Here is a 19,454-nt window from a genome sequence, read left to right as displayed (position 1 = left end):
GCTCATTGTCAACCAGCTCTAACGTGAAAAACTTGCTTCACAAATTGCTCGGATTATAATAACTCGAACCATTAATTCCACAAATATACGTTATCCACATATACGGAGGTTTGGCCGGACGCATTGCTTGCGCCGATGAATTGAACGCCATATTCCTTAATATTGGCCTTGTCTACGCCGGATAAATTCAAGGTCAGATCGGTTTGGCCGCCGGCGCTGATTGTCTTCCAGCCGCTGTCTGCCCAGGCATAGTTGTTGCCATATTTCACATACAGCTTCACGCCTAATCCGGAGCCGTAATTACCAGAATTAGCGCCCTTTACTGTTGCTCTAAGCTGGTTGTAGCCGGTGAAATCTGCGTTTCCGCTCTTGAACATGTAATGCCCGCTGCCGCTGGACATGTTAATCGTCGACTTCAGCGATCTTGTATCCTTCGAGCTCCAATCGGCTGAGGAAGATGGTCCGGATACGACGTTGCTGGCGGACCATCCATCCGTACCCGATTCAAAGTTTGCATAGGCGCCCGAACCCGTGCCTGTTCCTGGCTGGCCTCCTCCTCCGCCTAAATACTGCTTCAGCCATTGCATGGCTGGCCGCTCGGCACCGGAGCTGGTCACCAGATGCGTATTCGACGCCCAGGTCTGTCCTTGAATATATCCCCACAAGGTGATGCCTTTAACGGATGGGTGCTCCCACAGTACAGGAAACTTCTGTTGGTACCGCTGCAATTGGGTGTTGTCATCACCCGTTATATCCAGCTCGGATACATAAATCGGAAGTCCTGTCGCCGCCAGCGTATTCAGAACGCTGTTCATCGTACTTATCGATACATTATCCATATTAAAATAGTGACACTGGATCCCAATGCCGTCAACCAGCCCTCTGGCCTTGAGCAGATTGATGATCTGTACATATTGAGCCGCTGCGTTGGGGTCGCTGATAATTCCGTAATCATTGATCAGCAATTTAGAGTTAGGAAAGGCTTGTCTTGCCTGCTGAAAGGACCAGATAACCCAATCCCAGCCTGTAGCTCCATCCCCGCCGATGGCGTTTCTATATGAGGGCTTCGCATGCAGCGGTTCATTAACGACATCGACAAATTCTGAATTTCCATATCTCTGGCCGGCGGCTTGAATCCACTGGGTCACCTCTGCCTTTTGCTCGGAGGCGGAGAGGCCGCTAATCCAGGAGGGCTCTTGGCTGCCCCAGACCAGGGTATGGAATTTGAAAGGCATTCCTCGGCTTTTCGCATAGTTGTACGCTGTATCCGCCGCACTCCAGTTCATACTGTTGCGGGTCGATTCCACCGCACCCCATTTGGTTGAATTCTCAGGTGTAACCTGGTCCCAATACGTAGCAAAGTTGGAAGGAACGTTGTTTGCAATGATGTTGCCCAAAAACTTGCTGCCGTTAGCTATCCCCGCATGAGCGTCCTTAACCAAGGCTGAGGAAAACAAGGAAGCCATAATTGCAACTGTAGTCAGCCAAACCGCCAATTTCGATTTTGACTTTAACATGAGTTTACCTCCTTCAATATTCAGCTTTCTTTTGCGCGATTCCATTCGTCTCAAGAAACTGCATCACCTCCAGCTGCAGAAGAGCAGATATATTAAGCGCTTACAATTTCCATATTATAGTAATTAATTGGAAATGATATGATAGAAATTAAAGGATATATCTTCAAAACCATAGTATTTTTCCAAATAAAAACAGGCCTTGTTGGCCTGCTCTTCATTAACTTAACCGTATTCATGGTATATTCTGCTCCATTTCAGCAGCTAGATCAATGAGTTTGTTCAGCGTTTTGAAGTTGCGGACCGTTGCAGGAACGCCTAGTTTATCCAGTCTGCCGGACAGCTTTGAATTACGCGAACTATTGCTGTACAGCAGATAGATTTCCTTGCCTAGTATGACGTATTTATCTTCCCCAAAATCAGCAGAGTGCAGCTTCTCTACCTGCTCGCCAGGCAATTCCTCCTGCAAAATAGAGACGTACAGGCTCTCCCCAACTGATGATTCGGCTGCTTTGGCAAGCTCCTCTTCCGTGAAGGGGCATCGGTCTGCAATGCTGCGCAGTTCTGAAGCCGTTCTCACGATGACGCTAACTGACATTCCGAAGGCAGACTCGATCACCTGCTCGATCCGTTTGCGTAGTACGGATTTCTCTTCGCTCGATTCAAACAGGACATTTCCGCTCTGGATATACGTTTGTACTCGGGCGAGGCCTGCTTCCTCTTTCAATACGCGCCTGAGCTCCGCCATTTTTAAGATATTTTTGCCTCCTACATTGATCCCCCGCAGCAGAGCAATATAAACCATGTTCGATCACCGCCTTGTCCCCTTTTAGGCGAAATTATATCATAGAGAATCTCCACTAATAAACCTGGAAGCTATCTTTTGGTTTCATAATAGTCAAGTATTCTCCCATATAAATAGTTTGAGGACTTGTAAAATCCGAACAATTGGAGGGACAACTGCATGAAGGAGACTAATTCTGGGCATGCCAAGCCCCTTATCGTGCCTCAGCCAATCCGAAGCGACGGCGCGGGAGGGCCGGACTATGGCCCGCGGGACATATGGAGAGATCTTGAAAACCCGGATCTCCTCGTTCCCCCTCCTACAGACGCCGGCTTGGTGCCTAATCTGAAAATGTCATTTTCCGATACCCATATGCAGTTAAACCACGGAGGCTGGTCTCGTGAAATTACCGTCCGCGATTTACCGGTCGCCACGACGCTGGCTGGCGTGAACATGAGCCTGACTCCGGGCGGAGTAAGGGAACTGCACTGGCATCAGCAGGCGGAGTGGGCGTATATGATATGGGGCAAAGCACGGATTACCGCAGTCGATCAGAACGGACGAAATTTCATCGCTGACGTCGGCGATGGAGATTTATGGTATTTTCCTGCCGGAATTCCGCATTCCATCCAGGGCCTGGAGACGGGCTGCGAGTTTTTGCTCGTGTTCGATGATGGTAAATTCTCTGACCTGAACACGCTGTCCATTTCAGACTGGTTTGCCCACACGCCCAGGGATGTACTGGCCGCCAACTTCGGCGTTTCGGAAAACGCCTTTGCCTCGATTCCTTCCGGACAGGTATATATTTATCAGGACAAAGTCCCGGGTTCCCTAGAAAGCCAGAAGGCCGAGTCCCCTTACGGCTCCGTACCGCTCAGCTTCAAGCACCGTCTTCTGGCCCAGCAGCCAGTCATAACTCCAGGCGGAAGCGTGAGAATCGTGGACTCCTCGAATTTTCCTATTTCGAAGACCGTCGCTGCCGCCTTGGTTGAGATCAATCCCGGAGCCATGCGGGAGCTCCACTGGCATCCCAATAATGACGAGTGGCAATATTACCTCACGGGTCAGGGACGCATGACTGTGTTTGCCGGAAGCGGAATTGCCCGCACCTTCGATTACAGGGCGGGCGATGTCGGCTACGTTCCGTTTGCATATGGCCACTATATTCAAAATACCGGTACAGAGTCGCTATGGTTTCTGGAAATATTCAAGAGCGACCGCTTCGCCGATATTTCCTTAAACCAATGGATGGCCCTCACGCCCCGGAGCCTTGTCGCCAGCAACCTGCAGGTCGGACCTGAGCTGCTGGATGCCCTGCGCGCAGAGAAGTGGCCTGTCGTGAAATACCCTGCTGGCTCTGAGGATCTGAAATAACGGAACGGGCACCGTTCCTGTACCTGTACATTATTTCAAAGGGTATCATTCATAACAATGTGAATAACCCCTGGCATCAGATGCCAGGGGTAGCTTCCTGTTATTGCGGCCGTTCTATCTCGAACAGCTTGCCAAGGCCGGCATAGGCGCTGCCGGCGAGCCGACTGACCGGATTCAGCTTCACAGGATCGATGCGACCCTGATCATAAATTTCCTCATCCACAATAAATCGCACGACGCGGGCAATAAGCAGATCCGTAGTCGGCGCATCCTCCGTTCCGCCCAGCGTCACAAGCTTTTCAAGCACGCATTCCATCCGAACCTTCGCTTCCCGGATGCCTGGTACAGCAATGACCTCGCTTGCGACCTTCGTCAGACTTGTTAAGGCAATCTCGCTTTCCTCCGGCGGCAGATTCGCTGCGGTCTCATTGACGGCTGCGGCCATGCTTTCATCGACGATGTGTACGACAAGTTCCCCGCGTGCGGCCGCATTTCTGGCCGTATCCTTCGCCACTCCGTTTTTGCGCTGAACAGCTATGGACAGCATCGGAGGCGAACTCGAGACGATCGAGAAATAACTGAAGGGCGCCGCGTTGAGCACTCCGCTCTCGGACAAGGTCGTCACGAAAGCGATAGGTCTTGGAATGATGCTGCCGATGAGCAGCTTGTAATTGTCCCGCTCGCTCTGCAATGATGGATCAATCGATATCATCAGACATTCCCCGTTTTTTCACGAAACCAGGCTGCCGCGGCGTTGACTTCGCTGCTGGTGAGCTGGTGCCCGAAATTCTCCCAATGCACGGTTACGTCGGCCCCCGCTCCGCTTAACAGCTTCTCAAGCTCTTCCGTCTCGCCAGGAGAACAAATCGGATCATTGGTCCCCGCCCCGATAAAGACGGGAACCCCGGCTAGATTCGGAAGCTGGATGCCTCGCAGAGGAACCATCGGATGATGGAGAATCGCCCCTTTGAAGGCATGTTCATAATGGAACAGCAGGCTGCCGGCAATGTTCGCTCCATTCGAGTAACCAATCGCCACCAGGTTCCCCCGGTCGAATTCGTATTCCTTGGCAGATTGATCCAGAAAATCATGAAGTTCCTTTGTGCGGAAGATCAAATCCTCTTCGTCAAAGACCCCTTCCGCGAGCCGTCTGAAGAACCGCGGCATTCCGTTCTCTAGCACGTTCCCTCTTACTGAAAGAACAGAGGAGTTCGGCGATACCAGCTTGGCCAGCGGCAGCAAATCCCGCTCCGTTCCGCCCGTCCCGTGGAACAGCACCAGCGTTGGCGCCTTCGTATCTATCCCTTTTTCAAAAAGATGTCTCATCACTTCTGCCCCTCCTTTAACACCCTAACTTCAATTGGCTCAAGATTAGCCTCGATCTGCGCCCGCACGGGTTCGAACCATGATGGAAGCATCAGCTGCTCGCCCAGCGCCTCCGGCTCCTCATCACGGGCAAAACCCGGAGGATCGGTAGCTATTTCAAAGAGTATCCCGCCTGCTTCCCGGAAGTAGATGGCATTGAAGTACTGACGGTCGATGATTTGCGTCGGGTTAAAGCCGCTTTGGCCGACCTTTTGCTGCCACTCTTCGTGTTCGTCGAAGTCCTTTGCCCGCCAGGCGATATGGTGAACGGTGCCGGCTCCGCCGCTGCCCCATTCCATATCCTTCAATGGCACATCGATGATGTTGCCGATCTCTCCCGAGGCTTGGAACCGGGCGTAGGAATCGTTCTCTGCCACTTTGCTAAATCCGAGAACTTCCTCGAGAACCCGCATCGTTTGCTTAGCATGCACGCTAAATAAAACGGCCCCGCCAAAACCTTTGATCGCCTTGTCTACAGGAATTCCTCCGAATGACCAGGTGCTGTTGGCACCTGACTCGCGTTCTACGAGTTCAATCCACAATCCTTCGTTATCCCGGAAATGCAAGTAGTCTTCACCAAATCGCGATGTTTTCGTCAAAGAAATCCCGAAACCTTTCAGCCGTTCTTCCCAGAAACCGAGCGCTCCCGGAGGAACGACATATGTCGTGATTCCTACCTGGCCGCCTCCGACCTTTCCGCGCCGGGAATCCGGCCAAGGAAAGAAGGTAATGATCGTTCCCGGACTGCCGTTCTCATCACCGAAATACAGATGGTATACTTCAGGAGCATCAAAATTGATCGTTCTTTTTACTAATCTTAATCCGAGAATACCGGCGTAGAAATCGACGTTCTCCTGCGGACTCCGCGCGAATGCTGTAATATGATGAATGCCTGCTGTTTGTAATTTCATAGTTATATACTCCTTTTTATGAATTCGAAATTAGAAGCCGTTATACGTAACGAACTCGCCTACTGGCTTGCGATACCCGCGCAGCCGCTGTCCGGATAAATCCTCTTTGCCCAGCGCGATCAGCATGACAGGGACGTATTGATCCGGAATGTTCAGTTCCTTCCGCATTTGCTCAGGATCAAAGCCGATCATCGGGCAAGTATCCCAGCCTTTGTCCTTGGCAATCAGCATAAATAGCATTGCCGACAGGCTCGCATTGCGAATGGCCTCATCCCGTTTAAATGAATCGCCCCGCTCCTCATAGAACTGAGTTACCGATTCCACCGTCATATCGAGCTCCTGCTTATTTATAATACCCAAATGCAGCATTCCCTCGTTAAGCTGTCTCACATTTTCGTAAGCATTCAAATCGCCAAGAACGAGAATGGCAGCCGAGGCGGTCTTAATCTTGTATTGCTTGTTCGCGGCCTCGTACACTTTGTTTTTCTTCTCCGGATCATGCACGACAACGTAGTGGGCATGCTGCAAATTAAATGCAGACGGCGCATACTTCACAAGACTGAATATTTCCTCCAGCTCTTGCCCGGAGATTTTTGCCTCCGGGTGAAACTTCGTTGCAGACCTTCTCTCTTTTAACACATTCGTAAGTTCGCTCATGGTAAAAAGCCTCCGTCCATTTCACGTATTATGTTCTATTACAACAAAGCATCCAGCGAAATATGACCTGCGCCCGTCAATGCCATGGCAATCGCAACAACGAGCAGAACCAGCGGGTATTCATAGCCGTTTGCCGTCGACCACAAACCGTTCTTGAAGTGCACCTTGACGATCGCTCCCAGCATAGCCAGTGCAATAAGGGCGGCTGCCAGCGGCATAAGAAACCCTAACGTGAAGAGCAGTCCTCCAACAAATTCCATGAGCCCTGCCAGCACCGCCATCAGTACCCCCGGTTTGATGCCGATTGATTCCATCCAACCGCCGGTGCCCTTCGGCCCGTAGCCTCCGAACATCCCGAACAATTTCTGTGCACCATGACCAATGAACAATAGCCCAACAACTAAACGAATCAACAATAGCCCTACATCCAACATGCTTTCTCATCCTCCAAATTTATTTTGAACTTCATTATCTTTAATTAAAGATATTTGTGAAAAAAAAGAAGAAGCGGCTGCAAACCCGTTTGCTAAGAGCTCTCCGCCCCTTTACCTAGACGTTTGAGGAGTTCGATCGCCTGCAGCTTCTCTTCGTAGTTAAGTCCGCCCAGCTTCGAATGAACAAATTCGGCATGATCCGGGAAAATCCGCTCGAACAACTCGTTTCCTTCCGCCGTAATTTCGGCGTAGATCACTCTTCGGTCCTGCTCGCAGGGTACCCGCCGAATGAGTCCTTTCTGAACAAGCTTGTCGATATTGTAGGTCACGCTTCCGCTGGTGATCAGAATTTTATCCCCAATTTGCTGCAAAGGAATCCGCCCTTTGTTATACAGCACCTCCAGAATTGTAAATTCCGAAGGGGACAAGCCCCGCTGCTTCATATCCTTGATCGCTTGATCCATGATCGTCTTGTAAGCTTTGGAGAGCACAACAAACAATTTCAGCGAAGCAGTATGTTCTTGATCCGGCATATCGGTCACCCCCTCATTTATCTTGTGTTCAAATATCTTGAATTAAAGATAAATGATTTCTTGCCGATTGTCAAATCTTTTTATTAAAATTAAATTTCTTACTGCTCTCTTCTTCTATATAGATCCAGCGACTTATAGCCCTGAGCCAAAATATCCTTCATCTGCTGCAAACGTTTCTCCTGGGTCTCGCTTTTTTTTGCGCTGTATACATAACGTGCCCAGTCTTTCTGATAACCAGCCGTTAAATGATCATATAGTTCCAGCAGCTCCTTATCGCTGCTCAAATACTCGCGAATGCTGGAGATATAATCCACGTAATCGTCAACCCGCTGGCTGCTCTTTGCGTTAGTCGGTTTACTCTTCCTTGAAGCTTGCGATTTCAAGCCTATAACAGTAAAGACATCATCCATGCTGACCATCCGTGAAAACTTCAACGTACTGCCGGATACATATCCTTCCTCATTCACTGCGTTTTGTTCAAAAAAGCTGTCCCGGTCGATATACTCCTTGTATTTGCGGTTGTTTTTCTTCGGATAGGCAAAAAATAAATATCCATTCTCATGAATGGCCTGCTTACGAATAACGAGATCCAAATACTCCTTAAACTGATCCATATTAAATATGAATACAAAAATAAGATCATACTTCTCCTTCGTCATTTCGGAGTCGTATTGCAGCTCATTAAAGTACGCTATATCTTCTGGCTGATTTAGAATCAGCTTCGATTCGTATTTGTTCAGATTTAATTTGGCCACCACATTAGTTGGCGAATTCATTATTATCCTCGACCTTTCTAATTATGAAGTCATGCTGCCTAATCTAAATGATAACATAAAGGATAAGCAGGAAATAAAGAAGTCCAGGTAGAAATGTGATGTTAGTAGCGTTTTCATTATTTGATTATCAGTCACAACCCGAAGGGAGATTGAAACAGGAATGCTGTTGGAAAAAGGACAAAAACTGCTGTTCATTGGAGATTCGATTACGGATTGCGAGCGTCAACGGCCAAATGGAGAAGGATTGTTTTTCGCTTTAGGCAAAGGATATGTTGCTCTGGTTGACGCCCTGCTGCAGTCGGTCTATCCGGAGCTGGGAATACGTGTAGTGAATAAAGGGAACAGTGGCAACACCGTGCGTGACCTGCAGGAGAGATGGCAGGAGGATGTCCTCGACCAGAAGCCGGACTGGTTGTCTATCATGATTGGCATTAACGATGTATGGCGCCAATATGATACGCCGCTAATTACCGAGTATCATGTCTATGCCGAAGAATATGAAAAAACGCTGCGCAATCTCGTAGCCAAGACAAAACCGCATCTGCAAGGGCTTGTACTGATGACGCCTTTTTATTTGGAGCCCAATCCCGAGGATAAAATGCGCAAGACGATGGATGAATACGGGGCGATCGTAAAGAAGGTCGCTGCTGATACTGGTGCGGTATTCATCGATACCCAAGCGGCGTTTAATGTAGTGCTTGAGGAGCTGTACCCGGCAACGCTAGCCTGGGATCGCGTCCATCCTTCCTATGCAGGGCATATGGTACTGGCCCGGGCATTTTTGAAGGAAGTCGGGTTTGAGTGGAACCGGGGTTAGGATAGCTATATTGGGTTTAGCTGAGACTAATTTTTATGCGGTAACAACAAATGACCTCTGGATGATATTCGATCCGGGGTCATTTTATTTTTAATTTCGCAGATAAAATATACCTTGAACCTAGGTGTGCCGTTAGTTTCAAGGGGGGAAGGTGAACAGCTTGATGAGATGTGATTTAGACAAGGAACTATCCTCGTTAATACGGACGCATGTAGACCAACGGGCAACAGTTCAGTTCAAGCTTGGATTGGGCTGATGCACGAGGGCCTCTGGATGATTTATCATACACAATCGCTGAATCGGGCTGATGCACGTGGGCTTCTGTATGATTTATCATACACAATCGCAGCATCGGGCTGGTGCACGTGGGCCCCTGGATGATTTATCATACACAATTGCAGCATCAAGCTGATGCACGTGGGCCTCTGGATGATTTTTCATACACAATCGCTGCATCAAGCTGATGCACGAGGGCTTCTGCATGATTTTTCATACACAATCGCTGCATCAAGCTGATGCACGTGGGCTGCTGGATGATTTTTCATACACAATCGCTGCATCAAGCTGATGCACGTGGGCTTCTGCATGATTTTTCATACACAATCGCAGCATCGGGCTGATGCACGTGGGCTGCTGGATGATTTATCATACACAATCGCAGCATCAAGCTGATGCACGTGGGCCTCTGGATGATTTATCATACACAATCGCAGCATCGGGCTGGTGCACGTGGGCCCCTGGATGATTTATCATACACAATCGCAGCATCAAGCTGGTGCACGTGGGCCTCTGGATGATTTTTCATACACAATCGCTGCATCAAGCTGATGCACGAGGGCTTCTGCATGATTTTTCATACACAATCGCAGCATCGAGCTGATGCACGTGGGCTGCTGGATGATTTTTCATACACAATCGCAGCATCGAGCTGATGCACGTGGGCTTCTGCATGATTTTTCATACACAATCGCAGCAACGGACCGTTCCCCGCTACACCCGTGCTAAACAGTAACTGCTCAGTCAGATGAACGAAATCCTCACAACAAAAGTCAGGTATTCAGCCCACGACACGCTTACATCGTCAGCTCCATCTGCATATCTCAACTCTACCCAGTTACATTAGGGCTTGCTTACAGATTGCATGCTGCGAAAGTTAAGTACTTAAGTGTTCAACCGCCCTTGCGGAATGACAGTAACTTTGGTGTGTTTTGACCTAATTTATGAATGCCTTAAACCTTTAAGATGAACTGTATATTTCCCCTCCCCTGCATAAGACGAACCCCAATCAGCAGCAGCAATAAAACGGCATATCCTTCCTGACAGAAAGACATGCCGTTTTATGTTATAGCGGATATTAATTCAATCCCTGCTCTTCCCGAATAACCTGCAGCAGACGCTGGCAGCCTTCGTCTATCATCTCGTATACCTCTTGGAAATTGCCTGTATAGTAAGGATCGGGAACATTTCCTCCAGCATGCTTCGGCACAAAATCAAGCATCTTCTTGACTTCCACCTTGCGGTCTTCCGGAAACCACTGCGCCAAATCCTTAACGTTCATGTCGTCCATAGCAATGATGTATTGGAAATCTTGGAAGTCATTTTTGCTGACCTGTCTGGCGAACATCCCGGCATCATCGATGCCATATTGCTTTAAAATTTGGCGGGTCCCTTCATGCGGCGGCTTGCCGATGTGCCAATCTCCAGTACCTGCAGAATCAACTTCGATCCGATCCGCTAACCCGGCCTCATTCACCTGGCTGCGAAATACCGCTTCTGCCATCGGAGATCTGCAAATATTGCCCAGACATACAAATAACACTTTAACCATTACGTACATTTCCTCCTCACTCGTACCATGCTATCTCTATCTAATAAATCACCACAAAATGCGCTTCTGTTAACTGTACTATTGAACGGGCACTTTTTCAATGTCCTAACTCGGCAAATACCAGCTTGGGACCGAAGTTTCGAAGCTATGATACCATTCTAGCACCTGCTCCGCCTGTTCCAGCATGTATTTCACTTCTGCTTCACCATAGGGGATCGCCCAGGGAACAGATGCTATCTGATTGCAAGCTATATATAACGCCATTAATTTAAAAAACGATTCAGGCACCTCATCTTGAAAATACCCGTGAATCCGGCCCGAAGCGAATTCCGCACTTTCCTTGGCGCACCAAGTAATGCGATTGAACTCCTCCCAGGGATCTCCATCATCTAAGCGATTAAAATCAATGATACCCAGCTCCCCGGAGCCTGAAACGACCATATTTCCGAGATGATAATCGCCATGCTGAAAGGTCACCGGCCTGCTCTCCAATAAATAACGATGCGCTTCAATATAGTTTAGAATTTGTTCCGCTCCCTTAAAATGAATCCCGCACGTCCTATAATTGGCGATATATTTATCGATTTTCAGATTATAGCGCTCAGCCCAAGATAAAGACTGAATCTGCGCCGGAATTTCATGCAGAGATCTTAATATTTCTCCCGACTTCAAGCCAAGCCGATATTGTTCTAAGGGACCAAGCCTACGAATAGCTTCTCTTGCATCCTCACCTTCAACCCAAGTAAACAGGATATAGACTGACCTGCCTTCATTGCAAATGCCAAAATCCACCGGTCGGGACATAGAGATATCCATATGTATTAGCCGACGAACCGATTCATATTCCCATTTTTTCCGTTCATACTTAGATATGTCCGCCAATCTTAGCAGCAATTCCCTGCCGTCGTTCGTCTGAATATAATACTTCTTATCATCCGACCATCCTGCGTGAATCTGCTTTATTCTCGTCCATGTTCTTGCATCCGGTATCTCTCTGTACATCAAGTTCACCTCTTCTCTACTCGCTGCAGACCCCGCCCAAAACCTAACAAACGTTCCTGCAGATGATTGGTTAAGTTTGCCCGTAATTGGATGGGCCAGTCGGACTCGTTTGGCCGCTTCTCTTCCATGGACCATAGGATGCGAACATAACTGTATACATTGGCAAAACGCCGGCATGCAGGCATCATACATGGACGCTGTTTCACCGGAAGTTCATCCTCCGCTCGGTATCCGAGAAAACATTGTTCCTTACGGCTGTATTCTTTAACTGGAACGCATTCCTGCCAGCCATCCAGCGCCTGCACCATATCCACGGCATACCAATCATCCTGACCTGGATTGTATTCCGATCAAAATTTCCCGTCACCTCAAATAGCAGCCATTATTTAAATCAAAGGTAGCTCCTGTATAATGTCTGGATTTTTCCGATAATAGGAATGTTACCGTTTCAGCTACATCTTTAGGAAGTACGGGGGAATCGATTAATTGGTGGCTGAGGTATTCCTGCTTTCTCCAATCGGGGATGACATCCATCATGGACGTGTTAACCATCGTCGGTGCAACGGCATTAACGCGTATGTATGGCGAAAAATTCATTGCACAGCTTTTCGTTAATCCGAGCAAAGCCGCTTTAGATAGCCCATAGACGGCATCTGAGCTTCCTTCGATCCCCGATACGGAAGAAATATTCACAATCGTTCCCTTCCGCCTGTTGGATTCATTTCCAATCAGCAGCTTTGCGAACATCTGAGAGAAATAAACCGCCCCCTTAATATTCACGTCCATCACCGTGCTGATCTCATCCTCCTGGTAATCCATAATGCTTTTGGCCAAATAAATGCCCGCATTATTGACTAAGCCGTTGACATCGCAATGCTTCTCTGCAACATACGCAAAAAAAGCAGCAACCTGGCTGTAATTGCTGACATCCAGATGGTAAGTTGTGAGAGTTACCGGTGCATCCATGGAAGACTCCAGTTCATGGAGCGAATGCTCGTTGATGTCACAGGCAATAATTGAAGCCCCTTCACGCAGGCAATGCTGTACAATTTCTTTTCCGATCCCCGAAGCCGCGCCTGTTACGATTACTTTTTCATTTAACAGCAAATTGAATCTCCTCCTGTACTCCCTGTCAGAAAAATAAAGCATGGCAGCGCCGCTTGCGCCAAGATGTCCCCGCCCGAAACCTTCCTCAGGCCCTGCAAATCGAATCGAGATGATAGCGAATCACGTCAATGACACGGCTTCGGTCCACCCGATCAGGATCAAGTAGGGCATGCATGGCTAACCCATCTATCAAAGCGTACAGCCGTTCAATTTCAAACTCCAGGCTCAAGCCTTCCTTCAACCACCCTGTGGAATGCAAATAGCCGACCATTTTTTGGAACGCTTCAAATAGTCCATCATTAATTAGTCCGACCGTATCCTTCCGATGCTTCACATGGGCAACAAAGACAAACCAGACGTCCATTTCAATGCGTGTTTCCTCATTAATCGGCACGATTTCAAGAAGCATTGCCATGACCATTTCCTTCGGCGGCAAACCCCGCTTCATAATGGCCTCAATGCGCGCAGTGACTCTATCTTTGACCAGCGTCATCGCATAGACAAGCAGATCATCCTGGTTTTGAAAATAATGGCGTAATGCCCCAAGCGAGAGCCCCGCCTCCTGTGCAATATTACGCACTGTCGCCCCTTCCATTCCTTTATCCAGAATAACCTGCCACATCGCCTTGGCAATGCGCTCCCGTCGTTCTTCATGATCTACGATTTTTGGCATAAATTCAGTGTAACCAAAAAAGAGAACATAAGCAATTAAATAATACACTTGTATTAAATAAACTAATTGTGATAGTATGTTTTTTAAATAACACAACTGTACTAAAAAGAGAGGGGAGAACTGTGATGTCAAATCAAAATAAAAAAAGCAGTATTCTCAAACAAAGCAAGCCATTAACAAGGCGGATGGCGTGGCTATTTTTAATCGCTGCGGGACTCATAGAAATTTACTGGGCTGCTGCTCTTAAGAACAATTCGCTGGGGATTCTTACCTTAATCGCCCTTCTTCTCAGCTTCGAGTTATTAATAAGAGCTACGAAGATGATTCCGATCGGAACAGGATATGCCATTTTCACCGGAATTGGTACGATCGGGACGATACTCGTTGACATGTTTTATTTTCAAGAACCTTTTAGATGGGTCAAAATTCTATTGATTCTTCTATTGGCGGCATTCATCATTGGTTTGAAAATTTCCGATGGCGGCATGAAAAAGGAGGGGGCATAAATGGCATGGGGCTACTTGATTATCGCAGGGCTATTTGAAATTATCGGTGTCATCGGCGTGAAGAGAGTCGCTGAACGGAGCAATTTTCTAAATAACTTGATATTAATCGCCGGATTTATCATCAGCTTTACTTTTTTAACCTATGCGATGAAGGATATCCCTCTATCGACGGCATATGCAGTTTGGACGGGAATTGGCACGCTTGGCTCTACTTTGATCGGAATATTGTTTTTTAAGGAGCCGCGAAATGCGTTAAGAGTCTTTTGTATTCTAGGCATTATCTTCACCATTATCGGTTTGAAGCTGGTGAGCTAACGGCCTTTCGCATAGTGGCTCACCATCCTAACGCTCAAGCCAGATTGGCTTGAGCGTTAGGTACTCCCGCATACTTATTCGTGGTGTAGCTGTGCTCGTTCGTGCTCACATGACTTAGTCTTACTTAGTCTGACGAATCCTGATCAGCTCCGGCGGACAGCAAGAAACCGGATAGACCGAGCAGGGCCATCTATGTCATTCGCTCCGCTGCATAGCATGGCATGACAGGAATTTGAACGACAAACGCTTTGCCGCTCCCGTTCTCTGAAACTATAAAAATGGCTCCTTCATGGAAATCCACGATTTTCTTGACGATGGACAAACCTAAGCCATTGCCATCTATATTTCGGTCTCTAGCCCGATCCGCTTTGAAAAATCGTTTAAATATTTGCTCTCTATCTTCAGGCGGCACTGGAGGGCCATTATCATAAAAACGAATTTCCGCCTGATCCTTGTCCGCCAGCAGCTCAATAATAATCCTTCCATCGGCAGGAGCGAACTTAATTGCATTTGACATAAGATTGATCCACACCTGGTTCAGAAGCTCCTCATCTGCATAAACCATCGTTCGAGCCCCTTTCATCTCCACCTCCAGCTGTTTATCCGACCAAAGCGGTTCAAAGGTGAGGACTGTTCTCCGGATCTGCTCAGCTAAGTCGAAGTATGCCGGATTAATTTCATACCTTTCCGAGTCCAGCGCAGCCAATCGGAGTAAATTGTCGCTTAGCCGCGATAAGCGTTCACTTTCCTGCATGATAATTTGGAGGGCTCGCGTTCGCTCCGAGTCTTGAAGCGACCCTTCAAGAAGCATGGCGGAGAAGCCTTTCATTAAGGTGAGCGGGGACTGGAATTCATGGGACACGTTAGCGACAAACTCCTGCCGTTCCCGGTCCAACTGCCCGAGCTCCGCAGCCATGTGATTTATAGCTTGGGACAGCGTCCCCATCTCATCGCGCTGATTCTCAGGCAGCCTCACATCGAAATCACCGGTTGCCAGCTGCTTAGCCGCAGCCGTTACCGTCTGAATAGGAGTAACCAAACGCCTCGCAAAAAATAAAATAACGAACCCGCCCACGAGCAGGACAATTAATAAGATAAGTCCGATTTCCGTGAAGCCCGAGGATTCACTGGAAGCGGCCTGTGCAAGCTCCATCTGGTACGTCCCCCCGTCTAATGGCCATGGCAGTGCGACTGATATATCGCAGTCGCAGAAATGGTCGGCAGCAGCCCAGTTATAAAATTGAATCTCCTGCGAGTTCGGAGCAGTTACCTTCATTTTGACGGATGAGAGCTGAGCCGCGCTTTCAAGGAATGTCCGCCGATCCTCCGGCTGCGTTTGACTGTACAATTGAATAAGCTGCTGGCCTTTTAGAGCAAGCTCCTGTTCTGTGTAGCGTTCGGTGGAATCCTGAAATAGGAAGATGGCCGCAGCCCAAGCGGTTACCACACCGAGGAGTACGGCAGCAAGATAATAGACAACGATGCGTACATAGAGCGTCTTAAACATACTTAACCTCCAGCCTGTATCCAAGCCCCCTGACGGTTACGATTTCAAAGCTGTCCGTCAGCCCGGAGAACCTTTCTCTTAGCCGCTTCACGTGTACGTCTACAGTTCGTTCGCCCCCTTCAAAATCACCGCCCCAAACACGCTCAATAATTTGCTCTCGGGTTAAAGTCCGATTGGGCTGCGAGGCTAGCCGATACAACAGCTCAAACTCTTTAGGAGGCAAGGATATGACTTGCTGGCCAACAGAAACCTGTCTCTCGGCATTCATGTATAATTGACCCACCTGAAGAGAGTATCCCCGGTCCAGCCGGTATCTCCGCAAAAGAGCTTTTACCCTATAGCTCAGCTCCTTCGGATCAAACGGCTTCACCACATAGTCATCCGTACCTGCCTGAAAGCCGGTGACCTTGTCGAGGTTCGTCCCCTTGGCCGTCAGCATGAGCACGGGGATATCCAGATACCGTTTGATTTCGCGGCACACTTCGAGTCCGTCCGGGCCAGGCATCATGATGTCCACGATCGCCAGCTCCAGTCTTTCATCATGGATCATGGCGATCGCCTCTGTACCATTAGCCGCTTCCAGAATGCCGTAATGATCTGACCGCAATGCAAGTCTGACCAATTCGCGAATAAAAGGATCGTCGTCCACTACCAATATTCTTATCATCCGTGTTCTCCTCTGCCATTTCATCGTTATTCTGCGGAATGAACATGTTCAGCTTTCACATAATCATCGAAAAACCGCAACAGCTTCTCATTAACCTTTTCAAGCAAAGATAGGTCGCGGTTGCCAAACAGAGGCGAATACAGCACGATATCGGAAAAGCTCATATGATCAGCCTCGGGAACCACCCACTCCATCCCGCCATTTTTTAAAATTCCTTCCTTTCGCTGGAGCAGCTCGGCCGCCTCCCTGGCATATTCAATCTTAAGGTCGAGTCCTGAGTATTCGTTAGAACCTGACCAATCCTCATCAGACAGCTCTAAATTGGCAAAATCATCACTATAGCTTGTTTGAATGTATAAGAACGGATTGGGCAGTCCGTCATCAATCTTTGCGCCAAATGGAAAACCATCCATATTTACACCAGACAATACCCGGGAATCCTGGTGCATAACCTGCGCTGCAGCTGCCCCGCCAAAAGAGTGGCCGAGCATGCCGATCCGATGGAGATCCAGTCTTCCGGCTAAAATATTATGCGGATCTTTTTCATTCAAATCATACAATCTATGGAGAACAAACTTGATATCATCCACCCATAGCTGCATATGTTCATCCATATTATCCCAGACCAATGATTCTTCCGCTATAACTACTTTTTCTTTCGTTACTCGTCCATCCGGAAACAAAGTCGGGATTTCCGTATAATACGGATGCTCTACCGCTACTACGATGTAACCGTGGCTCGCCAAATTTTCAGTCATACTCGTGTACATGAAATTAGAGGCTCCAAAACCCGGAGAGAAGAGAAGAACAGGGTACCCGGACTGGGCTGATGAGACCGGCAAATGCAGATAGGAATGTGTCTTGACGTTTTTAAAAGAATCTATGATTGCATTTACATACAATGGTTGACCTTTGCCTAATAATTTCAGCTGCCGGGCAGGATGAGCATAGGGAGCGGGCCGCATATTATCCACTAATTTTGCCGGGTACCAGACCCGGACCATAACCTCCCGGTTGTCGCCTTCCGCAGCAGTCCGCACCTCTGCACGACTGTCATCGATCCAATGGTAGTTGACCGTACCCACATGATGGGTTCCCGTTGGACTTGGCAAAACAATGAGCGGGAATGCATACAGAGGGACAGCAAGCGCAGCGGCCACCGTCACGATCCCCATACTCAGTGCGGTAATCCTTTTCCATAACTTCGGTCTTTCATTCATTTCAATCGTCTTTCTGAACAACACGCCAAATATGAAGCCTGATAAGATTACAGCGAAGAGAGCATAGAACAATATCATTTGCATCCTATAACCTTCCAGCAGCATATGTCCTCCAAGGATCAAGATGCCTGTGCCGACCACGGCAAACATTCTTTTGCCCTTCACTAGGACGCCTGACACGTATCCAAAAATAATCAACATGACGACCAGAGCCATCCCGATCTCCAACCACTTCATCTGAAATCTCTCCTTTCGATATATAAGGGAGGATAGCAGGAAGTTATGAACATTTGATGAATAAAAGGGCATTCTCGCCGAAATACAAAATCCCAACTTCAACGGGGATGTAAGTTGGGATTTGTATTTGAATTCATACATAAAAGAATGCTTTTCCGATCCACCAAGCCGCTCCAGTTACGATCACTGTTTCATTTAGCAGCAAATTGAATCTCCTTCTGCTAAGGCTCTAACTCCCACGCCGGATTCCAGACTATCTCCCACAAATGGCCGTCTGGATCAAGGAAGTGAGCCGAATATCCTCCCCAGAACGTATCATGCGGCGGATCGGTGATCGTTGCGCCTGCCTGCCTCGCCTGCTCGATCACCTGATCGACTTCCGCTTTGCTGCCTACATTGTGGCCGATCGTCATTTCCGTTGAACTGGGCGCTGCGAGCGGTACCTTGGCCTCGTAAGAAATATCCTTTCGCCTCCAAATAGCCAGCTTGAGACCTGCATGCAGATCGAAGAAGGCCACTGCCCCGTGCTCGAACTCTTGCCCAACAATGCCTTCTGTAGGAAAGCCGAGGCCATCCCGATAAAAATGCAGCGATCTTTCTAAATCATCTACACCTAATGTAAGCACGGTTATTCGCGGTTTCATATGTAAGACTCCCCTTCCTAAGCTTCAAATTTAGTGTTGTGCAAGCTCTGGACTCACTTTTATTAAAACCTTTTCCTTCCAGGATGGCAATGCCGATTTATTTTTCCAATGCATACAGTTAACAACATTATACGAAACGCTGCCGCTTTGGACTTCATCCTGAATATGAAGTGCTGGATTGGCGCGGACGCTCTTATTTTTGTGATTTTGCTTGGTTCAACCTGGCTGCAAAACTGATCATTGAGATCAAGGGATTCGGCCCCCATGTTAGAGATATGGACAGGCAAAAATACTGCAACGAGCTCAACCGTGAAACCTTCTTATCCGCCATGGGATTCCAGGTCATCTCTTTTGCATATGACGACGTGGCCCGCCGCCCTGAGTTATGCATTACGCTGCTGCGCATGGTGCTTAGCCGTTATCAGGCGGATATTTCGCCTGCCAGCCTTATCCATATAGCGGAACGTGAAGTAATCCGCCTTGCCTGTAGCCTTGCTCGTCCTCTGCGTCCTATTGATGTCGAAACTCATTTAAACGTCAATCATCGAACGGCTGTATGAACGCTGCAATCGCTATGCGCCAA

General features: G+C 48.2%; 23 protein-coding genes and 1 pseudogene. 5 read left to right on the top strand and 19 right to left on the bottom strand.

Features of this window, described 5'->3' with window-relative positions; all coding sequences use genetic code 11:
• Positions 1–71 precede the first annotated feature (71 nt).
• The 3 genes and pseudogenes from MKX50_RS08950 to MKX50_RS08940 all read right to left on the bottom strand — a co-directional run bounded on the left by MKX50_RS08950 (position 72) and on the right by MKX50_RS08940 (position 2,319).
• Positions 72–587: a hypothetical protein gene (locus tag MKX50_RS08950; protein WP_330163281.1), complete on the bottom strand. Its 516-nt coding sequence runs from the start codon at positions 585–587 to the stop codon at positions 72–74.
• Positions 564–1,517, bottom strand: a pseudogene (locus tag MKX50_RS08945) (endo-1,4-beta-xylanase); the annotation flags it as partial. The gene MKX50_RS08950 and the pseudogene MKX50_RS08945, both read right to left, overlap by 24 nt.
• Before the next feature lie 232 nt (positions 1,518–1,749).
• Positions 1,750–2,319 carry a DUF1697 domain-containing protein gene (locus tag MKX50_RS08940; protein ID WP_339159221.1) on the bottom strand — a complete coding sequence of 190 codons (570 nt, stop codon included), beginning with the start codon at positions 2,317–2,319 and terminating at the stop codon, positions 1,750–1,752.
• A 159-nt stretch (positions 2,320–2,478) separates the two neighbouring features.
• Between MKX50_RS08940 and MKX50_RS08935 the strand changes: the two genes are divergently transcribed.
• Complete coding sequence (locus MKX50_RS08935) at positions 2,479–3,672, top strand: oxalate decarboxylase family bicupin (protein WP_213588911.1); 1,194 nt, start codon at positions 2,479–2,481, stop codon at positions 3,670–3,672.
• A 100-nt stretch (positions 3,673–3,772) separates the two neighbouring features.
• Here MKX50_RS08935 and MKX50_RS08930 read toward each other — a convergent pair whose 3' ends face one another.
• The 7 genes from MKX50_RS08930 to MKX50_RS08900 all read right to left on the bottom strand — a co-directional run bounded on the left by MKX50_RS08930 (position 3,773) and on the right by MKX50_RS08900 (position 8,348).
• On the bottom strand, positions 3,773–4,384 hold the full coding sequence (locus tag MKX50_RS08930; RefSeq protein WP_213588912.1) for a flavin reductase family protein: 612 nt from the start codon (positions 4,382–4,384) through the stop codon (positions 3,773–3,775).
• Complete coding sequence (locus MKX50_RS08925) at positions 4,384–4,998, bottom strand: alpha/beta hydrolase (protein WP_213589466.1); 615 nt, start codon at positions 4,996–4,998, stop codon at positions 4,384–4,386. The genes MKX50_RS08930 and MKX50_RS08925 overlap by 1 nt, the downstream gene beginning before the upstream one ends.
• Positions 4,998–5,948 carry a ring-cleaving dioxygenase gene (locus tag MKX50_RS08920; RefSeq protein WP_339159220.1) on the bottom strand — a complete coding sequence of 317 codons (951 nt, stop codon included), beginning with the start codon at positions 5,946–5,948 and terminating at the stop codon, positions 4,998–5,000. Before MKX50_RS08920 ends, MKX50_RS08925 begins: the two co-directional genes overlap by 1 nt.
• Positions 5,949–5,978: 30 nt before the next feature.
• Positions 5,979–6,605: a nitroreductase family protein gene (locus tag MKX50_RS08915; protein ID WP_339159218.1), complete on the bottom strand. Its 627-nt coding sequence runs from the start codon at positions 6,603–6,605 to the stop codon at positions 5,979–5,981.
• 38 nt (positions 6,606–6,643) lie between these two features.
• Positions 6,644–7,039, bottom strand: coding sequence for a DoxX family protein (locus MKX50_RS08910; RefSeq protein WP_155609170.1), 396 nt, complete (start codon positions 7,037–7,039; stop codon positions 6,644–6,646).
• Between the two features lie 92 nt (positions 7,040–7,131).
• On the bottom strand, positions 7,132–7,572 hold the full coding sequence (locus MKX50_RS08905) for a MarR family transcriptional regulator (protein WP_339159215.1): 441 nt from the start codon (positions 7,570–7,572) through the stop codon (positions 7,132–7,134).
• 98 nt (positions 7,573–7,670) lie between these two features.
• Entirely contained in the window at positions 7,671–8,348 is a 678-nt protein-coding gene (locus MKX50_RS08900; protein ID WP_213588917.1) for a YdeI/OmpD-associated family protein, read from the bottom strand.
• 160 nt (positions 8,349–8,508) lie between these two features.
• Between MKX50_RS08900 and MKX50_RS08895 the strand changes: the two genes are divergently transcribed.
• Entirely contained in the window at positions 8,509–9,165 is a 657-nt protein-coding gene (locus tag MKX50_RS08895; RefSeq protein ID WP_213588918.1) for an SGNH/GDSL hydrolase family protein, read from the top strand.
• A 1,354-nt stretch (positions 9,166–10,519) separates the two neighbouring features.
• Here MKX50_RS08895 and MKX50_RS08890 read toward each other — a convergent pair.
• The 5 genes from MKX50_RS08890 to MKX50_RS08870 form a co-directional block, all read right to left on the bottom strand.
• Positions 10,520–10,993: a low molecular weight protein-tyrosine-phosphatase gene (locus tag MKX50_RS08890; RefSeq protein ID WP_213588919.1), complete on the bottom strand. Its 474-nt coding sequence runs from the start codon at positions 10,991–10,993 to the stop codon at positions 10,520–10,522.
• Between the two features lie 105 nt (positions 10,994–11,098).
• Entirely contained in the window at positions 11,099–12,004 is a 906-nt protein-coding gene (locus MKX50_RS08885) for a phosphotransferase family protein (protein ID WP_213588920.1), read from the bottom strand.
• Positions 12,001–12,309: a hypothetical protein gene (locus tag MKX50_RS08880; protein WP_213588921.1), complete on the bottom strand. Its 309-nt coding sequence runs from the start codon at positions 12,307–12,309 to the stop codon at positions 12,001–12,003. Before MKX50_RS08880 ends, MKX50_RS08885 begins: the two co-directional genes overlap by 4 nt.
• Before the next feature lie 49 nt (positions 12,310–12,358).
• A complete protein-coding gene (locus tag MKX50_RS08875) occupies positions 12,359–13,102 on the bottom strand; it encodes an SDR family oxidoreductase (protein WP_213588922.1) in 744 nt (247 codons plus the stop codon).
• An 85-nt stretch (positions 13,103–13,187) separates the two neighbouring features.
• Positions 13,188–13,775 (bottom strand): TetR/AcrR family transcriptional regulator, encoded by a 588-nt coding sequence (locus MKX50_RS08870; protein ID WP_213588923.1) that lies wholly within the window; start codon positions 13,773–13,775, stop codon positions 13,188–13,190.
• Between the two features lie 125 nt (positions 13,776–13,900).
• Between MKX50_RS08870 and MKX50_RS08865 the strand changes: the two genes are divergently transcribed.
• Together MKX50_RS08865 and MKX50_RS08860 are read left to right on the top strand one after the other, a co-directional pair.
• Positions 13,901–14,281, top strand: a complete 381-nt coding sequence (locus MKX50_RS08865) for a multidrug efflux SMR transporter (RefSeq protein ID WP_244996321.1) — start codon at positions 13,901–13,903, stop codon at positions 14,279–14,281.
• Positions 14,282–14,596, top strand: a complete 315-nt coding sequence (locus MKX50_RS08860; RefSeq protein WP_213588924.1) for a multidrug efflux SMR transporter — start codon at positions 14,282–14,284, stop codon at positions 14,594–14,596.
• 190 nt (positions 14,597–14,786) lie between these two features.
• On the opposite strand, the gene MKX50_RS08855 is transcribed toward MKX50_RS08860, so the two are convergent.
• The 4 genes from MKX50_RS08855 to MKX50_RS08840 all read right to left on the bottom strand — a co-directional run bounded on the left by MKX50_RS08855 (position 14,787) and on the right by MKX50_RS08840 (position 18,871).
• Complete coding sequence (locus MKX50_RS08855) at positions 14,787–16,103, bottom strand: HAMP domain-containing sensor histidine kinase (RefSeq protein WP_339159209.1); 1,317 nt, start codon at positions 16,101–16,103, stop codon at positions 14,787–14,789.
• Positions 16,096–16,770: a response regulator transcription factor gene (locus tag MKX50_RS08850; RefSeq protein ID WP_213588926.1), complete on the bottom strand. Its 675-nt coding sequence runs from the start codon at positions 16,768–16,770 to the stop codon at positions 16,096–16,098. The genes MKX50_RS08855 and MKX50_RS08850 overlap by 8 nt, the downstream gene beginning before the upstream one ends.
• Before the next feature lie 26 nt (positions 16,771–16,796).
• Complete coding sequence (locus MKX50_RS08845) at positions 16,797–18,227, bottom strand: hypothetical protein (protein WP_339159207.1); 1,431 nt, start codon at positions 18,225–18,227, stop codon at positions 16,797–16,799.
• A gap of 221 nt (positions 18,228–18,448) precedes the next feature.
• On the bottom strand, positions 18,449–18,871 hold the full coding sequence (locus MKX50_RS08840) for a VOC family protein (protein WP_339159205.1): 423 nt from the start codon (positions 18,869–18,871) through the stop codon (positions 18,449–18,451).
• 170 nt (positions 18,872–19,041) lie between these two features.
• Between MKX50_RS08840 and MKX50_RS08835 the strand changes: the two genes are divergently transcribed.
• The gene (locus MKX50_RS08835) at positions 19,042–19,431 is read left to right on the top strand and encodes a DUF559 domain-containing protein (protein ID WP_339159203.1); all 390 of its coding nucleotides are present in this window, start codon (positions 19,042–19,044) and stop codon (positions 19,429–19,431) included.
• Positions 19,432–19,454: the final 23 nt, after the last annotated feature.

Origin of the sequence: Paenibacillus sp. FSL W8-0186, from assembly GCF_037969765.1 — a bacterium.
In the GTDB taxonomy this organism is placed as follows: Bacteria; Bacillota; Bacilli; order Paenibacillales; family Paenibacillaceae; genus Fontibacillus; species Fontibacillus woosongensis.
This window is presented reverse-complemented; position numbering and strand designations above follow the sequence as displayed.